The organism is Fodinibius sp. SL11, from assembly GCF_052060035.1.
Classification (GTDB): domain Bacteria; phylum Bacteroidota; class Rhodothermia; order Balneolales; family Balneolaceae; genus Fodinibius.
Genome location: NZ_JBPOEA010000023.1, coordinates 1 through 17,658 on the forward strand (window position 1 = coordinate 1; position 17,658 = coordinate 17,658).

The following is a 17,658-nucleotide window of genomic DNA, read 5'->3' on the forward strand; positions in this document are numbered from 1 at the left end:
TCCACAAACGGCCCTGCGAGAAGCCAAAGAAGAAATTGGGGTGCCATCCAATACCATAACAGTTGTTGGGGAGCTTAGTCAGCTGTATGTTAGCCACTCCAATAATCTGGTTACACCTGTTGTCGGATTTACAAATAGTAGACCTCATTTTGAGATCAATCCCGCTGAAGTTGAAGAGGTTTTTGCCGTTGAATTAAATTCGCTGCTTCATAAAAAAAACATCACCGTTGAAGACTGGGACTTGCAGTCCTACACTTACCGGGTTCCTTATTGGGATGTTCATCAAGTACCATTGTGGGGCGCTACTGCTATGATGCTTAATGAGTTCCTTGATCTGTATAGAGAGTTTGTGAATAAAAAAAGTTAATTTCTGGATAAATAATGAAGGCTGAACACTGCATGCTGTGCGAACTTGAAACTCCAAACCCACCAATCACCGATGATGATGTTGACGGCGTTTTTTGTTGCTCGGGATGTCTGCGCGTATATAAACTGCTGCAAAATATGGAGGGAGAACAAGCCGAACAGCTTCGCAGGCAAACCATCCAAAAAAGGCGCAATGAGCAGGGACAGGATATCTTACCTGAAGATTTCGAAGAAGCTTTTTTTAAAGTCAATGGCATGCACTGTTCTACTTGCGAATCTTTCATAGAAACATTAGCGGATCGCGAAGAAGGTATATACAAAAGCGAAGCCAGCTACGCATCAGAAATGATAAAGGTCTATTACGATGCTGCCACTTTAGATTTGGATGAGTTACCTGATCGACTTAGCAAGTATGGATATAAAGTTCGTAATACAGATTCCAGGGCAGATGAAAACCAACAGAATGAAATAGTCCGACTGATTATAGGCGGTTTTTTCGGGATTATCGGGTTGCTGCTATATATCCTGTTTCTATACCCAAATTACATTGGATATGAAGATTTTATTCCGGTGACCAATATTGAAAGGCTTTTCTTTGTGTCGAATATTGCTGTGATGACCACCTTTGTATTGCTTTACACAGGATACCCTATTTTACGTGGTGCTTGGGTTTCGCTCTCAGTTTTAAAACCGAATATGGATCTTCTTATCTCCATTGCGGCCGTCAGTGCCTATCTTTACAGTGTGGGCGCCATGCTTATCGGATCAGCAGAAGTTTATTTTGATGTAACTATGGCCATTGTTCTGGTCGTTTCTATTGGTAATTATTACGAAAAACGTATCAAGGCTGGTAAACAAGATCTACTTGACGAACTTGCCGAAAAACGTATCAAACAAGCACGAGTATTTCATAATGGGCAACTCAAAGAAACAGCCGTCGAGGATCTTACTCCCGGAGATCGCGTTTTAGTAAAAGCCGGAGAACGTATCCCAATTGATGGTACTGTTGTAGATGGAGCCGGAGTGGTCAATGAAGCACTGATGACGGGCGAATCGATGCCAGTATCCAAAAATGAAGGGGATCGTGTGCTTAGCGGAACCATTCTTACGCAAAATACTCTTACGATTGAAATCGATGAGACAGTACAAAGTACCATTGACAATCTTATGCGGGCTATGTGGGATATTCAATCGACCCGACCCGGACAGCAGCGTCTTGCCGATCGTATTGCGGCCTGGTTTGTCCCTGCCGTTATACTCTTGGGAATGATCACGTTCGGTTATCATATGTTCATTGGAGAAGGAGCAACAGAATCGATGCTTTCCTCGCTGGCAGTACTGATCGTTTCCTGTCCCTGTGCATTGGGGTTAGCCACTCCTCTGGCTATTGCTTCAGGTATACGCAGTGGATTGAAACACGAAATTATTTTCAAAACGGCAGCGGTATTTGAAGAGCAATCAAAGACTGCCACGGTAGCTTTTGATAAAACCGGGACCCTTACCACAGGCACGATGCAACTTTTAGATGAAGGGAACGATGAGCAAGCCCTTGGGTATGCTGCTCAATTAGAGCAATATGCTTCTCATCCTATTGCTGAGCCCATTGCAGGGTATGGGAGTAACCAAAATAGCGTAGATGACTTTTCCTCACAGTCAAGAGGAGTATCGGGACAAATAGATGGTAAACACATTTGGGTGGGGCAGCCCGAATGGATCAGTAATCAACTGCAAATCACGGAAACTCAGTGGCAGAAAATTAACTTCAGCAGAAATGAAGGGAATGTTCCCGTTGCTGTGGGGTGGGATAACCGGGTACGGAGCATTTTGGTTGTTGGCGATCAAATGCGAAAAGAAGCCCCCGATATCATAAAAGAATTGCAGTCTGACGGTAAAAAAGTGGCCATCATTACCGGTGACAGTAGGCAGGCCGGCAATGCTATACAGAAAAAACTGCATCCCGATTTCCTTTTTACAGAAACGCGTCCCGATTCAAAATCAAACATCATTAATCAGCTTCGAAAATTCGGACGCATCGCAATGATCGGCGACGGAAGCAACGATGCCCCGGCCCTTGCACAGGCTGATCTTGGGATAGCATTTGGGAACCTAACGGCCATTGCAGCCGATTCTGCTCATGTTGTAATACCGAGAGATCGATTAAAGCTGATCCCCGTAACTTTCAAAACCATACAGCTTACTAAAAACCGTATTCGCCAAAATCTGGGATGGGCTTTCCTCTATAATATCATTACGATTCCGCTCGCTATTGCAGGAGCAATCAATCCATTGTTCGCCGCCGTTGCCATGGCAACAAGTAGTCTGTTGGTGGTGGGCAACTCATCACGAGATATGAGGCTGATAGCCCGCTAATTATCACTAATTCTGATTGTAGCGAACAGGTAACTTATCCAAAGGTACCTCCTGAGTTACCTTTTCCACAGAATCTTCTCTTGTTGGTTGATACATACTTAAAAACATTTTTGTGGGAATATCACCATTAGGTAAAGTCCATTCACCATGTACTTGAATCGGTACCTGTTTCACTTCCCAACTGCTGCTATCACTACCTAATAATATTTTATTGCTTTGTAACCTAAGGCTGTCAACACTAATTTTCAGATTATCCTGACTTGTACTATCTGTTGAAGTCATGCGCAATGCAAATCGCCATTCTTGGGCACTCACCTTAATACGGAGTTCCTCAATAACCATTTTAGATACCTGATTGGCGAACAGCGTATCCCCCTCACTAAAACCACTTACTTCTGCTACATCAAAACCTTGACTGTTCGCATCCTTTTCATCTTCAAATATTTGGACATTAATCAAATTGAAAAGCGTCATCAACTCCACTAATACCGGAATACCAATTCCTACAATAACCAGAATTTTAACCAGCCGTTTGGTAGAGTCATTGGATTTTTCTTCAGTCATAAGCTTCAGTTGAATCTTTTCATCATTAATAACACTTCTTCAAAAACAAAAAGCCCTTGTCCGTTCAAAATGATAAACAGACAAGGACTTTATTCATCTAACAAATTTAAATTATCAAGATGGTCTTGGCAGTGCGCCCGGTGAGAAAATTCCATCGGCGACCATCTCCCAAAGGGGGAAAGCATAAGCCAGAATTACCAGCACAAGTGCCAATGTAAACCAAAGCTTCATGTTATCTAATATTGCCGGCGTATGTTCAACACCAGACAGTGGCTTTGGAATATAATCATCAACGGGTTTATCGGATTTTTCACCGCCCAGCCATGACGTAACTACAACCCACAGAAATAGTATCAACGAAATAGTGAGAATCGTTCCACCGATTGCAATTTGCCAATTCATTTCTGCCATTGTCCCAAATACAGGCTCAAATTCGAAGCCTGAATATTGGGGTTCTGCTGTTCGTCGAGGCACACCAGCAAGTCCCGCACGGTGCATTGCGTTTGACATCAATGTCATTCCCAAAAACCATGCATATGGCTGAATAAGTGCCAATGTTTTGTGTTTTAACTTGCGGCCCGTCAATTGTGGCAGCAACCAATAAGTTATTGCCATAAAGGTTAAGGCCACAGCTGTTCCAACCGTCAAGTGAAAGTGTCCGGGAACCCATAAGGTATTATGGATCAACAGGTTAATATTCATGGATGCATTGATCATACCACTAAAACCACCGGCAGCAAACATAATTCCGGCCAGAGCACAGCCTACAAAAGCGGGGCTATCCCAAGGCAGCTTGCCAATCCATTTGAGATATCCTTTCCCTCCACGTTGACGTGCTCCGTGCTCCATACTGGCCACTACCGTGAACAGAGTAATTAAACTTGGCAACAATAGTAGGAGTGTTGTTGCCATAGCATAGAATTTAAAACCCACAGAAATTCCTGCATCAGCATACTGGTGGTGATACCCTACCGGAGTGGAAAGCAATAAGAATATGATAAATACTATCCGGGTCATTGCATCACTAAACAAACGTCCTCCAGAAAGCTTCGGTAAAATTGCGTACCACACGTAATAAGCCGGCAGCAACCAAAAATAGACCACAGCATGACCAAAGAACCAAAAAAGCGTTCTCGGCAACAAGGGTTCAATTTCGGTAACCCATCCAAGCGACCAGGGAATTAGCAGCCCCACAACCTCAAGCGCCAAGCCGATAGTACAAACGTACCACATCAGCATGGTGAAAAGAGTCATAAAAGTGAGAATGGGGACCCGTTCATTGGGATTTTCTGCACGCCATTTTCGGTACGACCAAAACCAATCGGCACCGGCCAACCAAGAACCTACCAGTACCAGCGCAAGTCCTATATAAAATAGGGGATGCGCCTGTAGCGGTGGATAAAAGGTATAGAGAACGGCTGCACGTATGGAGCTATCAGGAACGAGTCCGCCCAGAATAGCCACGGTGGCCATCACCAATCCAATGGTCATAAGCCAATACCATGACCATGTGAAGGTCATATTTTCCGGCTCGCGGTCAAGGCTTCGCGTTACGCCCCATATAAAAAGACCAGCAATAAAGAATGTGGTGAAAATTAGTGCCAACAGTACACCGTGGCCTGTTAATAGCGTATAATATTCACCAGAGTTAAAAAATCCTCGAAATACATCGGTCCGGTGGAGGGCTTGCACAAATCCAAAGAAACCCCCAATAGCAAGCGCTATAAAAGCAACAATGAAATTAGCCTTGGCAACTTTTGCAGCTTTCGGATACTTGTGTATAAATGTCATTCTACCAGATTACTTTTATCAAACTCAGATTTAGGTACTACCTTTATTTTACCCTCCATAACATGGTGGGCCGGTCCGCAATACTCATTGCATACAATACCATATTCCCGCGCCTCCGGAAAGATGGTGGTCATCTTTGCTACTTGACCGGGAATAGACATGGTATTCAGATTGGTCCCTGCAACATCAAAACCGTGCAACACATCAGGGCTTGTTATATAAAAGGTCACCCTCGTATTAGCCGGTACCACAATTGGTTGTGCGGTTCCAGGATTATATGCAAACTGAAATGCCTGGACATAAACTTCATACTCAGTCTGTCCATTTTGCATCACCTCCCGTACTCCGGGGTTTCCAAAAGGTGTTTCCGACAAGTTTTGCGGATCAATGGTTGCATAATCTCCAATCACCTTTAAATCCATCGCTACAAAACCATATACGACGGTAGCGATAAAAAAGGCAATCAGTACAAAGGATAATTTTATCCAGAACTGTTCGAACTTATGTATATGCATATCTTTGGTTTATTAACTAATCTATGATGGAAGGGGCATTTCCGGCAAATTCCACGAAATACATAAAAACCCACATCAATGCTACAATGGCAAAGTAGATTACTGTGAGTGTTAATGTTCCGTAAGGCTTATACTCATCGATTGTTATTTCGCGCTCAATATCCGGATTACGTTCTTCCCAACTTTGGGCAGGTTCAGTGTTATCGTTTGATTGACTTAAATCTTCGGACATAACAATGTACTTAATTATGGATTTAACATGCCGAGATGTTTTGAGACAAATAAGTATTTAATCACCTTAAGTTCAACCTATTTTATTATTTAGATTTATTTCATGCAGCCGTAATCATCTCCGATGCTCCCTGTCCAACTTCCATCCCTATAGCGATACCCATTCCGCTAAGACCTGCAGCCACAAACCGATGTTTATCAAGCTGTTTTACAATAGGTGTTTTCGTAGAAGTGAACCCCATAATGCCCGACCATTCGTAATCGATACCCCAATCACGGCCAAATTCCAATGCTTCAGAAACAAACTCCTGCAGATGAGACTTAATCGTTTCATTAGCTCCGAACTGATCGGTCTGTTCTCCATCTTTATCCAAATTTCGAGCCCCTCCAATGAGCAGTCGATTTCCAATATTACGGAAATAAATATAGCCCCTATCGTGATGGAAGATACCTTTCCACGGCAGATGCCTTTGTTCATTGGTCACCATCACAAATCCGCGTGCGGGATTGATATCAAGATCTGGTAATAATCTTTGAACAAAACCATTAGCAGCAAACAGCACCTTTTGAGCTTTTAGTATCGGACCATTGGCAATGGTCACCTCCCCACTATCTGAAACTTCATTAACCCTGCTATTCCATTTGATATCTATCCCCATCCCACTCACCTTTCCGGCCAGTTCTTCCATCATCTTGCCCGGATGCAGCGCTCCTTCCAACCGGTTTCGAATAATGGGATATCCCTGCATTTGACCAGTCGAATACACTTCATCTTCCTCAATAAGTTCTTTCATCCACCTATTAAACCGATCAACTTCGGGTGCGACCTTGTTGAAGGTATCTTCAGATCTAAAAAATTCAAATCCCCCGCAATCATCATAGCCAATAGCTGCTTCTCCGAGCGTTTCTTTGAGCAGCTCCAAGCCTTCATATCGACGTTTGATACGCACCTTTATATTTTCTTCAGACTCTTTACTCATGTCAGCCAAGTGTTCTCCGATCGATCCCACGCAGGCAAAACCGGCATTGCGCGTACTGGCTCCTTGTGGCAAAAATCCCCGCTCCAGTACTGCTACACGATCTGATGGGTTCTTCCGCTTGTAGAACAATGCAGACGATAATCCCACAATCCCGGCACCAATAACAATAAGATCATAGGGCTTCAAGAATGAATCTTTTTCCCAGAATGATGCTGAATAACTCATAGTAAATACTTTTCCTATTTATTGAGTAGATATATCAAAATAAAATCCTTTTTTGGCCCACTATCCACTTTTCGGGATGGGCTCAAACACCAGGGATGCCATCAAAGCTGCCCCCGTCAAAAAGCAATCTTCATCCACATTATATTTGGGATGATGCCAGCTATAGGTTGAATCCGTTTTTTTACTTCCGCTTCCTAAAAAGAAAAAGGTGCCTGGAAACTCTTGCTGATAAAATGCAAAATCTTCGCCCGCCATAATGGGACCATCCAATATATGCACGTGTTTCTCTCCTAATAGATTTTGAGCAACATGAACAAGATTATCTGTCGCCCAATCGGTATTCGTAACGGCGGGGTATCCGTAATCAAACTCAAAGGTGTATCCTCCTCCGGAAGCTTCGGTGACACTTTTCACAATGGACTCGACGCGATTTTTAATCATATCGGCTGTTTCCTGCGCAAAGGTCCGCACCGTACCCAACAACTCTACTTTCTCGGGGATAATATTGTGCGCCGCTCCTCCACTGATTTTTCCCACAGTTACAACCGCATGCTCGGTGGGATTCACATTTCTGCTTACAATCGTTTGCAGCTGGCCTACAATCTGTGATGCCATCACAATGGGATCCACCGCCTGGTGCGGTGATGCGGCATGGCCTCCTTTTCCAATCACCTCAATCTTAAACTCATCGGGACGTGCCATCAGCGGACCCTTCTTTACTGCGATTTGTCCGGGTTGCAACTCAGGATATGAGTGCAACCCATAAATAACATCTACCCCCTTCTCCTGAAGGTATCCTGTTTCACAAAGAAGTCGACCGCCGCCCGGCAGCTTTTCTTCGCCCGGCTGAAAGACAAGTAATACTGTCCCCTCAATTTCATCCCTCAAATCAGCAAGAATATGAGCAGCACCCAACAAATTAGCTGTATGAGCATCATGTCCACAGCAATGCGCAATACCTTCATTTTCTGAGAAAAACTCATCTTTGTAATTTCCTTCTTCGATAATAGGTAATGCATCAATATCGGCACGCAGAGCCACCACTTTTTCTGATGATTTCTTCCCTTCAATGATCCCCACACATCCCGTCTCAAGTGGGTGATCTACTGGTATATCCAACTCTGCAAGCTGATCAATAATAAAATCTGTGGTTTCATATTCTTGATAACTCAGCTCCGGATAACGATGCAGGTGCCGCCGAATATTCACCATTTCGCCATGATATGCTTTCGCCTTCTCTTTAAATTTAGTTCTTTCCATGCGTACTGTTTTATATTGAAATGCATTATCGTTGAAAATAGGAATTTTATTGAAAGTCTATGAGGATAATTCTGCAACTTTAGCAGTGAAGTATTCGTACAGAGGTTAAGTTAAACAACGCACTATTTAATGCCCTAACCAGAAAACTATGAGTAAGCGTAATATTTCCTGGGAAATTGTATTAGCCGGTATCACATTTATCGGCATTTCCATCTATCTGCTTTCGAATGTTTCTCCTTCCGATTCTTCAACCGCTTCCGGGTCGCATTCAAAAAGCAGTATTCGATCAGCGCCGACAGCTCCTTCCATACCAAGTTCCATCGTAATCGATCTTCAAAACCTTGAATCGCTTAAAAATCTTGAGAAACTACGCGATGTCAATAACCTGAAAAACCTCAATCAGCTCGAGTTTGAAATTAAAAATCTGGATAAACTAATACAGCAACATGCCCAGAACGATCTCAAAAAAGAGAGTTTAGACGTAGAGCTTCAACAGCTCGAACAGGAACTCCAAAAAATAAATCAGAATAATTTCAACGTTAAGCTTCAGGATAAAAAGCTATATATAAACCGCAAATACAACGTAGACGAAGCACAGTGGACAGAAGTAAGTTCTGGTGTATTTGTGTATCAAGATTCATTTTCTGTCAGTAATTTGGAATCACTCGATTTATCAGTGGAGTTCGGAAACATCAACATCATTGGCAACGGCTCATCAAGCAGTCAAATAACCCTTCGGGCCACCGGTGATATTGATGATCCTGCTGTAATTGCCAAAGAGTTGCAGATCCAAAAAAATCTTTCATCTTCTAACGCTAATTATGCCGTAGAATCAACAAAAGGCAGTGCTATTTCTGAACAAATAAACCTGGAAGCAACCCTGTCACTGCCCAAGCATCTTGCACTTACAGCTAAAACATCCGGCGGACATATTACCGCAAGTCAGTTAAAGAATTCTCAAAATTTTAATACCTCTGGGGGACATATCACCCTGTCGGATATTGAGGGGACTACCACTGCTCAAACCTCCGGCGGACATATTACCGCTAACCGAATTTTTGGCAACATAACAATGAGTACCGGTGGCGGACATATCAAAATTCGGGAAACCGGTGGTAATTTAGAAGCCAAAACAGGAGGCGGTCACATTGAAATACAAAATGCCGAGGGCAGTATTTCGGCAAAAACTTCCGGTGGCAATATTTCTTCCTCGATAAAATCAGCTAATGACCACTTACGCTTTTCCACATCAGCCGGAAATATTTCACTATCTTTGCCTAAAGACATTGCTGCAAATCTGGATATTACTGGCACTTCGGTAAATTTAGATGACAAATTTAATTTCAATGGTACTAAAAATAGAGGTAGTATCACCGGTACACTAAACGGCGGCGGGCTTCCGATCGTTATTAACTGCGGATATGGTAATGTTAATATCAGTACTAATGATTAATGAATGATCCACAGGCACAGCAATCAAAACTCGTAACCACCCGAGACGGCTCTCATACAGTTTATTCTCCTCAGTTTGATCAACACTATCACAATCCCAATGGAGCTATAGCAGAAAGTAAGCACGTTTTTTTTGAGCAGTCTCAGCTCTTGGGTGAGATCAAAAATTCTAATCTTGTCACTATTTTAGAGGTTGGGTTTGGTACCGGGCTCAATCTTCTTTTGTTGATGGATTACGTACTGGACCTGGAATCAAATTCCACTATCGATTTTTTTTCTATCGAGGGATTTCCAATCAGCCCCCAAACCACGGAAAACCTAAATTACGACCAACATCTCAATCATCCCGAATTAGCCAATCATCTACCTGCTATTTTTGATGACTTATCTGAGGGGATGAATGAGTTTTCACTAACCTCTAATATCACCTTCCACTTATTTAATGGGATGTTCGAGGATTTTGATCCGGACAATTTACGAGCTGATTATATTTTCCATGATGCCTTTTCACCGGATGTCAATCCAGAGCTTTGGACTGGTCAAACTTTCAAAAGACTGGTTCATTTTAGTCATGATAATGCCATCCTGACCACCTATTGCGCGGCCTCCAAAGCACAAGGTGCGATGGCATGGGCCGGATGGAAGGTCGCTAAAACACAAGGCGCTCTGGGCAAACGCGAGATGATTGTTGCTTCCCAAAGTGCGGAAATGCTGGCAGACTTTAATCGCATCAATGAAGAACACTACGCCCGCCGTTACAAAGAAGAGGATTTTGATTAAGGACCTCATCCGCTGGCTGTGTTTGCCATCGAATGGGTTGGAGTAATCATCCACACATTACTACCACTCCGATTGCATGTCCCGCATTCGGACAAAGATTAATGGCCTTTCTCCTGGTTTTGGAATCGCCGCAGCAATCGTCCCAAAAATTTATCGGCATATACCTTATTGATATGATCCATATCAGCCAGCAACACCAATCGCTCCTTACTACGCGAAAAAGCAACATTTAATAACCGTGGCACTGCCAATCCATTTTTATCCTCATCAAACGGACGTACCGAATAATGGCGTCGGCGGCCATATTGTTGCTCCCCACTCATCACCGTATCAAAAATAATAACATCCTTTTCCCGCCCCTGAAAGGTGTGAATGGTTCCGACTTCAATCATTCCAAAATCATTGTCATACAGCTCATTTCGAATATCATATACCGTACTTCTAAATGGTACAATAATACCAATCTCATCCACCGGCACCTGATTTTTCAGCACTAACCGTTTTACCATTTTAATTAAGATATGACTGTGTACCTCGTTAACCGGACTAAATCCTCGGCCCTCATCCTTTTGGGTAAGCACCGGCCCATATTTTTGACTGTCAATCACATTAACCGTAGGCGTACTGCTCTCCTGCGGGGTGATGGCCGGATCTAAATTCTGATCCGCTTCTGCTGTTTTCAAACGGCCCTCGTAAAAAACGGTACTCAGCACCTCGGCCAGATCTTCATTTAATCGATACTGGGTATCATAAAAGGTCGTTAACGGACGATTTTTGTCGTGCCATGCAAACAGATCTTCGGTAGTATCGGCCTTGGATGCAAACGTAAAAATATCTTCCTCCAGAAATTTACGAGCATGGGTATCATCCGTCAATGCAATAGGTGGCAACTGCATGGGATCACCCACAACCACAATATGCGATTTGGCCTTGGCTGCCAGCACCATCAAATAGGGTAAATTGGCCATCGAAGCCTCATCAATAACCACGGCATCAAAGGTTTGTCCATCAAACAGATCTGAGGTACAGACTTTTGCCAACGTTGTTGCCACAAGCTGCTTTTTTTCTAACTCGACCCGCTCATTGACCGTAAGCAAACGGTCAACTTTTTCTTCCAGCGCGGTCTCCCCTCCATGTTCATCCACCCGTTCTCCCAGCATATTAATACGCTCATCCAGCTCTTCGGGCACCGATTCACCGTGCTCCATCAGGTTGTCAATCTCCTTCTGTAACTTCTGATATTCACCCAGCAGGTTATCTAAATTTCCCGCCTTTTCTTTCCCCTCCTGCTTCTTTTGCTCCACATATTGATCAAAAAGCACGTTGGCCAAGCGATCACTGTCCAAGGCCATTTCCCCAAAACGCGTTACCTTTTCTTCGAGATGTTCTTTTTCTACAGAGGTTAGAGCCTGCAATGCACTCAACAGCCCCACATCCACCGCTCGATTGGTATTGGCCGCAAACAGCACGCGCTTACCTTTAATTAGATAGTTGGCAATCATATATCCCAGTGTGGACGTTTTGCCCGTACCCGGTGGCCCCCATACGTAAAGCACCTGATTTTGCAGTGACTTTATAAGTGATTCATGCTGTGATGCGTTTCTCCTGCTGTCATCCAAGACTCGCGTATTTGCATCATCGATATGATGTTTTTTTGGATCGGGATAAAACAGTCGCCCCATTCGCTTGCGGGCTTTTTTATCGTTGGATTCAAGCAATTTTTCCAACTCCATTCGCAACCGACGCAATACGAAGTCATTTTCCCATTCCAACTGCACTTTGGGCAACGTAGATCCAAAATTATGCGGAAAATGCAGCACTACCTTTTCATCCTCCACCGTCACCGGATACAGCTCCAACTCATCCTCGTGATCCTCCATTTCTCCCTTGATAACTTCCGCAAATCGGAGAGAGGTATTTCGCGATTCAAACTCATAATAAAACGTATTAGGGGGATGATCTTCGCGCCGCTTGCCATCAAAAAGCACATCGCGAGCCGGTTTTTCGCGAACGGTATCTATCTCTGAGGATACGGCCTCAATCGCACGCTTAATTAATTTTTTAATCTTTTTGTCAGTACTCATTCACTTATAAAACTTCTTTTATATAAATATTGTCACAGATAGCAAATGGCAGACGTAAAATAGGGAGTCGAATTTACGTTTCACCTTTGCTATCTCACCTCTATCCTACTGATCCCAAAGCTCGGCCCGAATAGTTTCTGCACTCTGCTCCGAAATACTGTATCTCAACATAATACGGCGTCGCTCAGGAATCTTTTTCTCCACTAGCTTAGCACTTTCAGAGGTATATAGAATCAAATCGGTCTCGCGGACAAAAAGGGGCAGAGATTCGCCATAGGTAGCTCCCGCCACGAATGACCCACCAAATTTAATACTGACCTTCAACTCATCAATAATTATCGGAATCGACTGATCATCGGCGGTAACCAGACCAATGGTATCGATGGCCGCCCGATCGACAATGGAAAGTAACGTATCTGGATTTATACTATATACAATAGGCAGCAGACGACCTTTTTCAGCAAATTCCCTGAATTTATTCACCAACTGCACCGGTACAAAAAGGGCATCAAATTTGACCGTTTCGTTATACTGATTTGCATTTAAGATTTTACTGCGGACGCCCACTTCCTTTTTTATCGCATCGGCCAACATGCGTCCCAGCTCATTGGTTTCACCAATACTGGCGCAGGTTTCAATACGATCGGGCCAATCCATAAAACTAAGCTGCTCCTGGAACAGCTCATCAATTTCTGATTCATCCAACCCATAACCAATCAACTCTTCCAAGAGCTTGCGCATTTTATCGGCGCCGATTTCGAGGCGATCTGCTTTATCGAGATTCGTATTCTGCCGTTCGACGATAAACCCTTTTCCGCGCTCCCCGCGAATAAGTCCCTCATCCGCTAAAATATGATACGCCTTGCGCACGGTATGGAAACTGGATTCCAGCTGCTGTCCCAGCTCACGGGTAGAGGGTAATGTTTCGCCCACTTGAAACTGCTTGGTGGCAATCATCAGGCGGATGCGATCAGCAATATATTTTGCAGAAGTTTTCAACGAGCATGAATAGTGTTAACAATTAACGTACAAAAGATAGGTGTTTCAGTGCTCTTTCTCATAGATGAATTCAAAATAAAAAAGCCCACTCCGATTACCGGAGCAGGCTTTTCATGAAGGCTTAAGAAGCTACTATAAACGCAGCCCATCAAAATTATACTTTAATGATATCCAAAACGTACGACCCAGCGGTGCGGTACCCAGCTGATCCACCTTCTCGGTATCAAAGATGTTGTTTACGCTGGCTTGTAGAGCCAGTCCGGTATCCATAACATCAAATCCGAGTGACAGATCGAGTTCAAATTTTGAGGATAGCTCTTCTTTATTACTAATGTCACCGTCATCATCCATTAACTCGTAAAATCCTTCATCCCCAGAATTTTTATCACAATATCGAGTTGGTTGCAATTCCCTTTTTTCTTTCTAACATTGTTCAAAATTAATAGTCGGGTGTTACCATTCAATGGTACACCATGTAATAATTCAGTGAGGAGGGGATTACCATCAAATTAGATAAGAACATCAGCTTATCTCTGTTAGCACTTGTTTTCTTCTTGGCAGGTCTTTTTAGTGTCTATACAGGAGTATTTAATGGCATTGATCGGATGATCCTGGATTATAAATTCCGATACCTTCAGCAAGAAGATCCAAACAATAAGATTGTGCTGGTATCCATTGATGAAAAAAGCCTTTCCTATTTTAATAGTAATGGAATGTACTGGCCGTGGCCCAGGGAATTTTATCAAATTGTAACCGATTATTTCCAGGAATCAGGATCTGAACTCATCGTCTACGATATCCTTTTTGACACCCCGGATTTTGATCGCAGAAACCTGTCAGGGACTATGAGTGATCAGCGGTTTTTGCAATCACTTCAACGAAGCGGGAAAGGAATTTTGGCTTTTAAGTCTACTGAAAATGAAAATTCCGCTGTAGACCTTTCTACGACCAACGAGCCACTAATCAAACATTACAACATTAAAAATAGCCCTCCCTACCAAGAGCCGCACCTTTTAACATCCAAACCACTCGATGAATTTACCAAAGCAGCCACCGGACTTGGCAACACAGTTATGAGTCCCGATGAGGACGGGCTCATTCGATCCGTACATCTTTTTGACAGCCTGGCTCACATGGGATTTGTCCCCACCCTCTCGATGGCGGCCTATTTAGAACTTCAGCCGGATTCAATTTCTCTGGAATGGACCAACAACGGACTCCGAGTTGGTAACAAAGAGATTCCCCTGCAGGATAATGGCGATTATCTAATCAACTGGTACGAAAAGGGAGGCGTACAGGATGGCACCTTCCCTTATTATTCGTTTCAGGCTATTGTTAAAAGTGCGATCCAAAAACAACGCAATCCTGACGCTGAGGTCTTAGTTCCACCCTCGGTATTTGAGGATAAAATTGTCATCATTGGTGCTTCTGCCGCCGGACTCGGAGACATCAAAAGCACCCCCATGAGTTCGTTGGAAGCATTTCCCGGTATGGAAATCCAAGCTACGCTCCTTAATAATTTAATTGGCAATAATTTCATCACCCAGCCACCGATATGGATTACGCTATTCATGCTACTATTAATCTCCATCTGTATTCCTTACGCTGTTGCATACTCCCGACCTGCAAAAGGAGCCGCTGCGATGATAGGTATCATATTAGCAATCATCGGGATAGGATTAGCCCTTTTTGTTGTTGGGCGTATTTGGTTTTCCACGGGTCTCTACCTGATGGTGGCAACTTTTACTTACAGTGGATCGGCAGCTTATAAATATTTTGCCGAGGAAAAACAGAAAAAAGAGATCCGGTCGGCCTTTGGTCAATATGTACAACCGGAATTTGTAGAACAACTTATTGCTCAACCCGATTTATTAAAACTGGGCGGACAGAAAAAAAGGCTCACCGTTCTATTCTCTGATATTGCTGGATTTACAACAATCTCGGAAAAAAAAGAGCCCGAAGAGTTGGTCGCTTTTCTTAATGAGTACCTGGGAGCAATGACCGATATTATTTTTGAGCACTCAGGTACGGTGGACAAATATATTGGAGATGCCGTGATGGCATTCTGGGGCGCCCCTATCGGCCAGGATAATCATGCAGAGCTGGCGTGCCGAAGCACTCTCAAAATGATGCAAAAAGTTAAAGAATTAGCACCGCAGGATACTAACATCCATTCGAGGTTTGGTATTGCCACCGGAGAGATGATTGTTGGAAATATCGGTTCGTATAACCGTTTTAATTATACCGTACTGGGAGATACTGTTAACTTGGCAGCTCGCCTCGAAGCAGCCAATAAGACGTTTGGGAGTAGCACCATGATTGCCGAACAAACCTACGAAGAGGTCAAAGACCTTTTCTACGGGCGACAACTTGATTTATTAGTTGTCAAAGGCAAAACAAAGCCGGTACGTGTCTATGAGCTGATGGGTGAAAAGTCGGATCCACATACTGAAGAAATCGAGAAAATCATTTCAATTTATCAAAAAGGGTTAGATTTTTATCTTAACCGGGAGTGGGACCAAGCGATAAAAAGGTTTCAAAAGGTCTTATCCTTAAAGCCTGGAGACGGACCTTCTGAAAACTATATCAAGAGATGCCAAAAATATAAAAAAGAACCTCCAGCAAAAGATTGGGATGGAGTTTTTTATCTAAAAACCAAATAGGGAATTATGATACGGAAATACATCTTATTTTCTCTACTAATACTATTCGTTACCGGAATTGTCGCATTCGTAAAACAGACCGAAAGCCTAACTGTGAAAAATACCGTTGATATGCGCAGCGGGCCGGGATCGTATTACGAACTTATCCTGCGCCTCAATTCCGGAGCAGAAATAACTGAAATTGACAAGCAACAACAGTGGCTTAAGGTCAAAGCAGAAAAACAAGAGGGATGGATCCCAGAGCGGGCGGCTTATATTGAAAAAAATAACAAAAAGACGTCTCCCGATCAGGACGAAGTAGCACCTAACGCTCAAACAGCCTTTGAAGAACTTAGTGGGGATACAGACAGTACTCAACAAGAAGATCCCTACGCTTCGCCGGCCCAGGTGGCTGCTGCTGTTAAAGGTTTTGCAACTGACTTCACCTCAAGTAAAACAAAAAACAAAGAAAGTCCGCTGCTCAACGATTTTGAGGATTTTTTTGACCCCTCGGCCTATCAACAATTCCGCAGGGCCAGACTCCAAAATTGGAACTGGCAATTGGCACAGGAACGGTTTGAAATTAATGCCGATAAAGTGCCGGGCATAGACCCTCTGCAAGAACGTGCCGGATGGGGAATTGCTAACGTGATTGCCAAACAGGGTTTGGTCAATAACCGAGAACTGCAGCAGTATCTAACACACATTGCCTTGATATTGGCAGAAAACTCTCACCGTTACGAGACGCCCGTGCGAGTTTATGTTCTCGACACCAACCAAATAACCGGATACGCTTCTCCCAACGGAATTATTTTTGTCTCAAAAGGGGCCTTACAACTTATGCAGAGCGAAACAGAATTCTCCTTCTTTGTTGCTCATGAATTAGCCCATATTGTACATAGTCACGGAATTAAGGAAAGCGAACGCCGAAGAACTAAAATTAAAGCGGATGAACGGTTTGATGAACTGGAACAAGAGCTAGCAGATCGTGAAGCAAGATATGAGCAGACTGAAGAGAATCTAACCCAGCTGGCCAACGAAATGTATGAATATACCATCAAGGATCGACTTGAGGAATATGAGTTTTCAGCGGACTATTGGGGTATCATATATATGTACAGAGCGGGATATAATCCCACGGGCGCAATTGACCTGCTAAAACGAATTCGTAGCAACCAGGGAGATTTTCAGGATAGAATCGGTCATGCAAAGTGGAAGGGAACCTCGTTACGAGACCGAATTATCAGAATTAATAGCCAAACTGATGACTTTAACCTGCCTCAAAATTTTGGTCACGATTACCAGTCTACCTTTCAACAAAAAATAAGCGTACTGGAGAAGTAAGCGTTATCTGAATTTGAGAGAGCCAGCCAATTTCGTTTGTCGGCTGGCTTTATTT

The 17,658-nt window shown here is 43.4% G+C and carries 15 protein-coding genes; 6 read left to right on the top strand and 9 right to left on the bottom strand.

All coding sequences use genetic code 11. From position 1 onward, the window contains the following. Both ACQ76V_RS15245 and ACQ76V_RS15250 read left to right on the top strand, forming a co-directional pair. The coding region (locus ACQ76V_RS15245; RefSeq protein WP_441001378.1) for an NUDIX hydrolase at nt 1–367 on the top strand (367 nt) is incomplete at its 5' end. A gap of 14 nt (nt 368–381) precedes the next feature. Further along, nucleotides 382–2,736: a heavy metal translocating P-type ATPase gene (locus ACQ76V_RS15250; RefSeq protein WP_441001379.1), complete on the top strand. Its 2,355-nt coding sequence runs from the start codon at nt 382–384 to the stop codon at nt 2,734–2,736. A 6-nt stretch (nt 2,737–2,742) separates the two neighbouring features. Here ACQ76V_RS15250 and ACQ76V_RS15255 read toward each other — a convergent pair whose 3' ends face one another. The 6 genes from ACQ76V_RS15255 to ACQ76V_RS15280 form a co-directional block, all read right to left on the bottom strand. Continuing rightward, nucleotides 2,743–3,300, bottom strand: coding sequence for a hypothetical protein (locus ACQ76V_RS15255; RefSeq protein WP_441001380.1), 558 nt, complete (start codon nt 3,298–3,300; stop codon nt 2,743–2,745). A gap of 114 nt (nt 3,301–3,414) precedes the next feature. Then, nucleotides 3,415–5,091 carry a b(o/a)3-type cytochrome-c oxidase subunit 1 gene (locus ACQ76V_RS15260; RefSeq protein WP_441001381.1) on the bottom strand — a complete coding sequence of 559 codons (1,677 nt, stop codon included), beginning with the start codon at nt 5,089–5,091 and terminating at the stop codon, nt 3,415–3,417. After that, the gene (locus tag ACQ76V_RS15265; RefSeq protein WP_441001382.1) at nt 5,088–5,606 is read right to left on the bottom strand and encodes a cytochrome c oxidase subunit II; all 519 of its coding nucleotides are present in this window, start codon (nt 5,604–5,606) and stop codon (nt 5,088–5,090) included. The genes ACQ76V_RS15260 and ACQ76V_RS15265 overlap by 4 nt, the downstream gene beginning before the upstream one ends. Before the next feature lie 16 nt (nt 5,607–5,622). Continuing rightward, entirely contained in the window at nt 5,623–5,838 is a 216-nt protein-coding gene (locus tag ACQ76V_RS15270; protein WP_441001383.1) for a hypothetical protein, read from the bottom strand. A 100-nt stretch (nt 5,839–5,938) separates the two neighbouring features. Next, nucleotides 5,939–7,042, bottom strand: a complete 1,104-nt coding sequence (locus ACQ76V_RS15275) for an NAD(P)/FAD-dependent oxidoreductase (protein ID WP_441001384.1) — start codon at nt 7,040–7,042, stop codon at nt 5,939–5,941. Nucleotides 7,043–7,102: 60 nt separating this feature from the next. Continuing rightward, nucleotides 7,103–8,302 (bottom strand): M20 metallopeptidase family protein, encoded by a 1,200-nt coding sequence (locus tag ACQ76V_RS15280; protein WP_441001385.1) that lies wholly within the window; start codon nt 8,300–8,302, stop codon nt 7,103–7,105. Nucleotides 8,303–8,450: 148 nt separating this feature from the next. Between ACQ76V_RS15280 and ACQ76V_RS15285 the strand changes: the two genes are divergently transcribed. Then, complete coding sequence (locus tag ACQ76V_RS15285; protein WP_441001386.1) at nt 8,451–9,755, top strand: DUF4097 family beta strand repeat-containing protein; 1,305 nt, start codon at nt 8,451–8,453, stop codon at nt 9,753–9,755. Further along, nucleotides 9,755–10,534 (top strand): tRNA (5-methylaminomethyl-2-thiouridine)(34)-methyltransferase MnmD, encoded by a 780-nt coding sequence (mnmD, locus tag ACQ76V_RS15290; protein ID WP_441001387.1) that lies wholly within the window; start codon nt 9,755–9,757, stop codon nt 10,532–10,534. The genes ACQ76V_RS15285 and mnmD overlap by 1 nt, the downstream gene beginning before the upstream one ends. 98 nt (nt 10,535–10,632) lie before the next feature. Here the strand turns inward: mnmD and ACQ76V_RS15295 are convergent, their stop codons facing one another. The 3 genes from ACQ76V_RS15295 to ACQ76V_RS15305 all read right to left on the bottom strand — a co-directional run bounded on the left by ACQ76V_RS15295 (nt 10,633) and on the right by ACQ76V_RS15305 (nt 14,025). Further along, entirely contained in the window at nt 10,633–12,618 is a 1,986-nt protein-coding gene (locus ACQ76V_RS15295) for a DEAD/DEAH box helicase (protein ID WP_441001388.1), read from the bottom strand. A 105-nt stretch (nt 12,619–12,723) separates the two neighbouring features. After that, entirely contained in the window at nt 12,724–13,617 is an 894-nt protein-coding gene (locus tag ACQ76V_RS15300; protein ID WP_441001389.1) for a GntR family transcriptional regulator, read from the bottom strand. Between the two features lie 132 nt (nt 13,618–13,749). Beyond that, the gene (locus ACQ76V_RS15305) at nt 13,750–14,025 is read right to left on the bottom strand and encodes a hypothetical protein (RefSeq protein WP_441001390.1); all 276 of its coding nucleotides are present in this window, start codon (nt 14,023–14,025) and stop codon (nt 13,750–13,752) included. Between the two features lie 146 nt (nt 14,026–14,171). Here ACQ76V_RS15305 and ACQ76V_RS15310 point away from each other — a divergent pair, with 146 nt between their 5' ends. Next, nucleotides 14,172–16,280: a CHASE2 domain-containing protein gene (locus ACQ76V_RS15310; protein WP_441001391.1), complete on the top strand. Its 2,109-nt coding sequence runs from the start codon at nt 14,172–14,174 to the stop codon at nt 16,278–16,280. A gap of 6 nt (nt 16,281–16,286) precedes the next feature. Continuing rightward, nucleotides 16,287–17,603, top strand: coding sequence for a M48 family metalloprotease (locus ACQ76V_RS15315; protein WP_441001392.1), 1,317 nt, complete (start codon nt 16,287–16,289; stop codon nt 17,601–17,603). Nucleotides 17,604–17,658 lie beyond the last annotated feature (55 nt).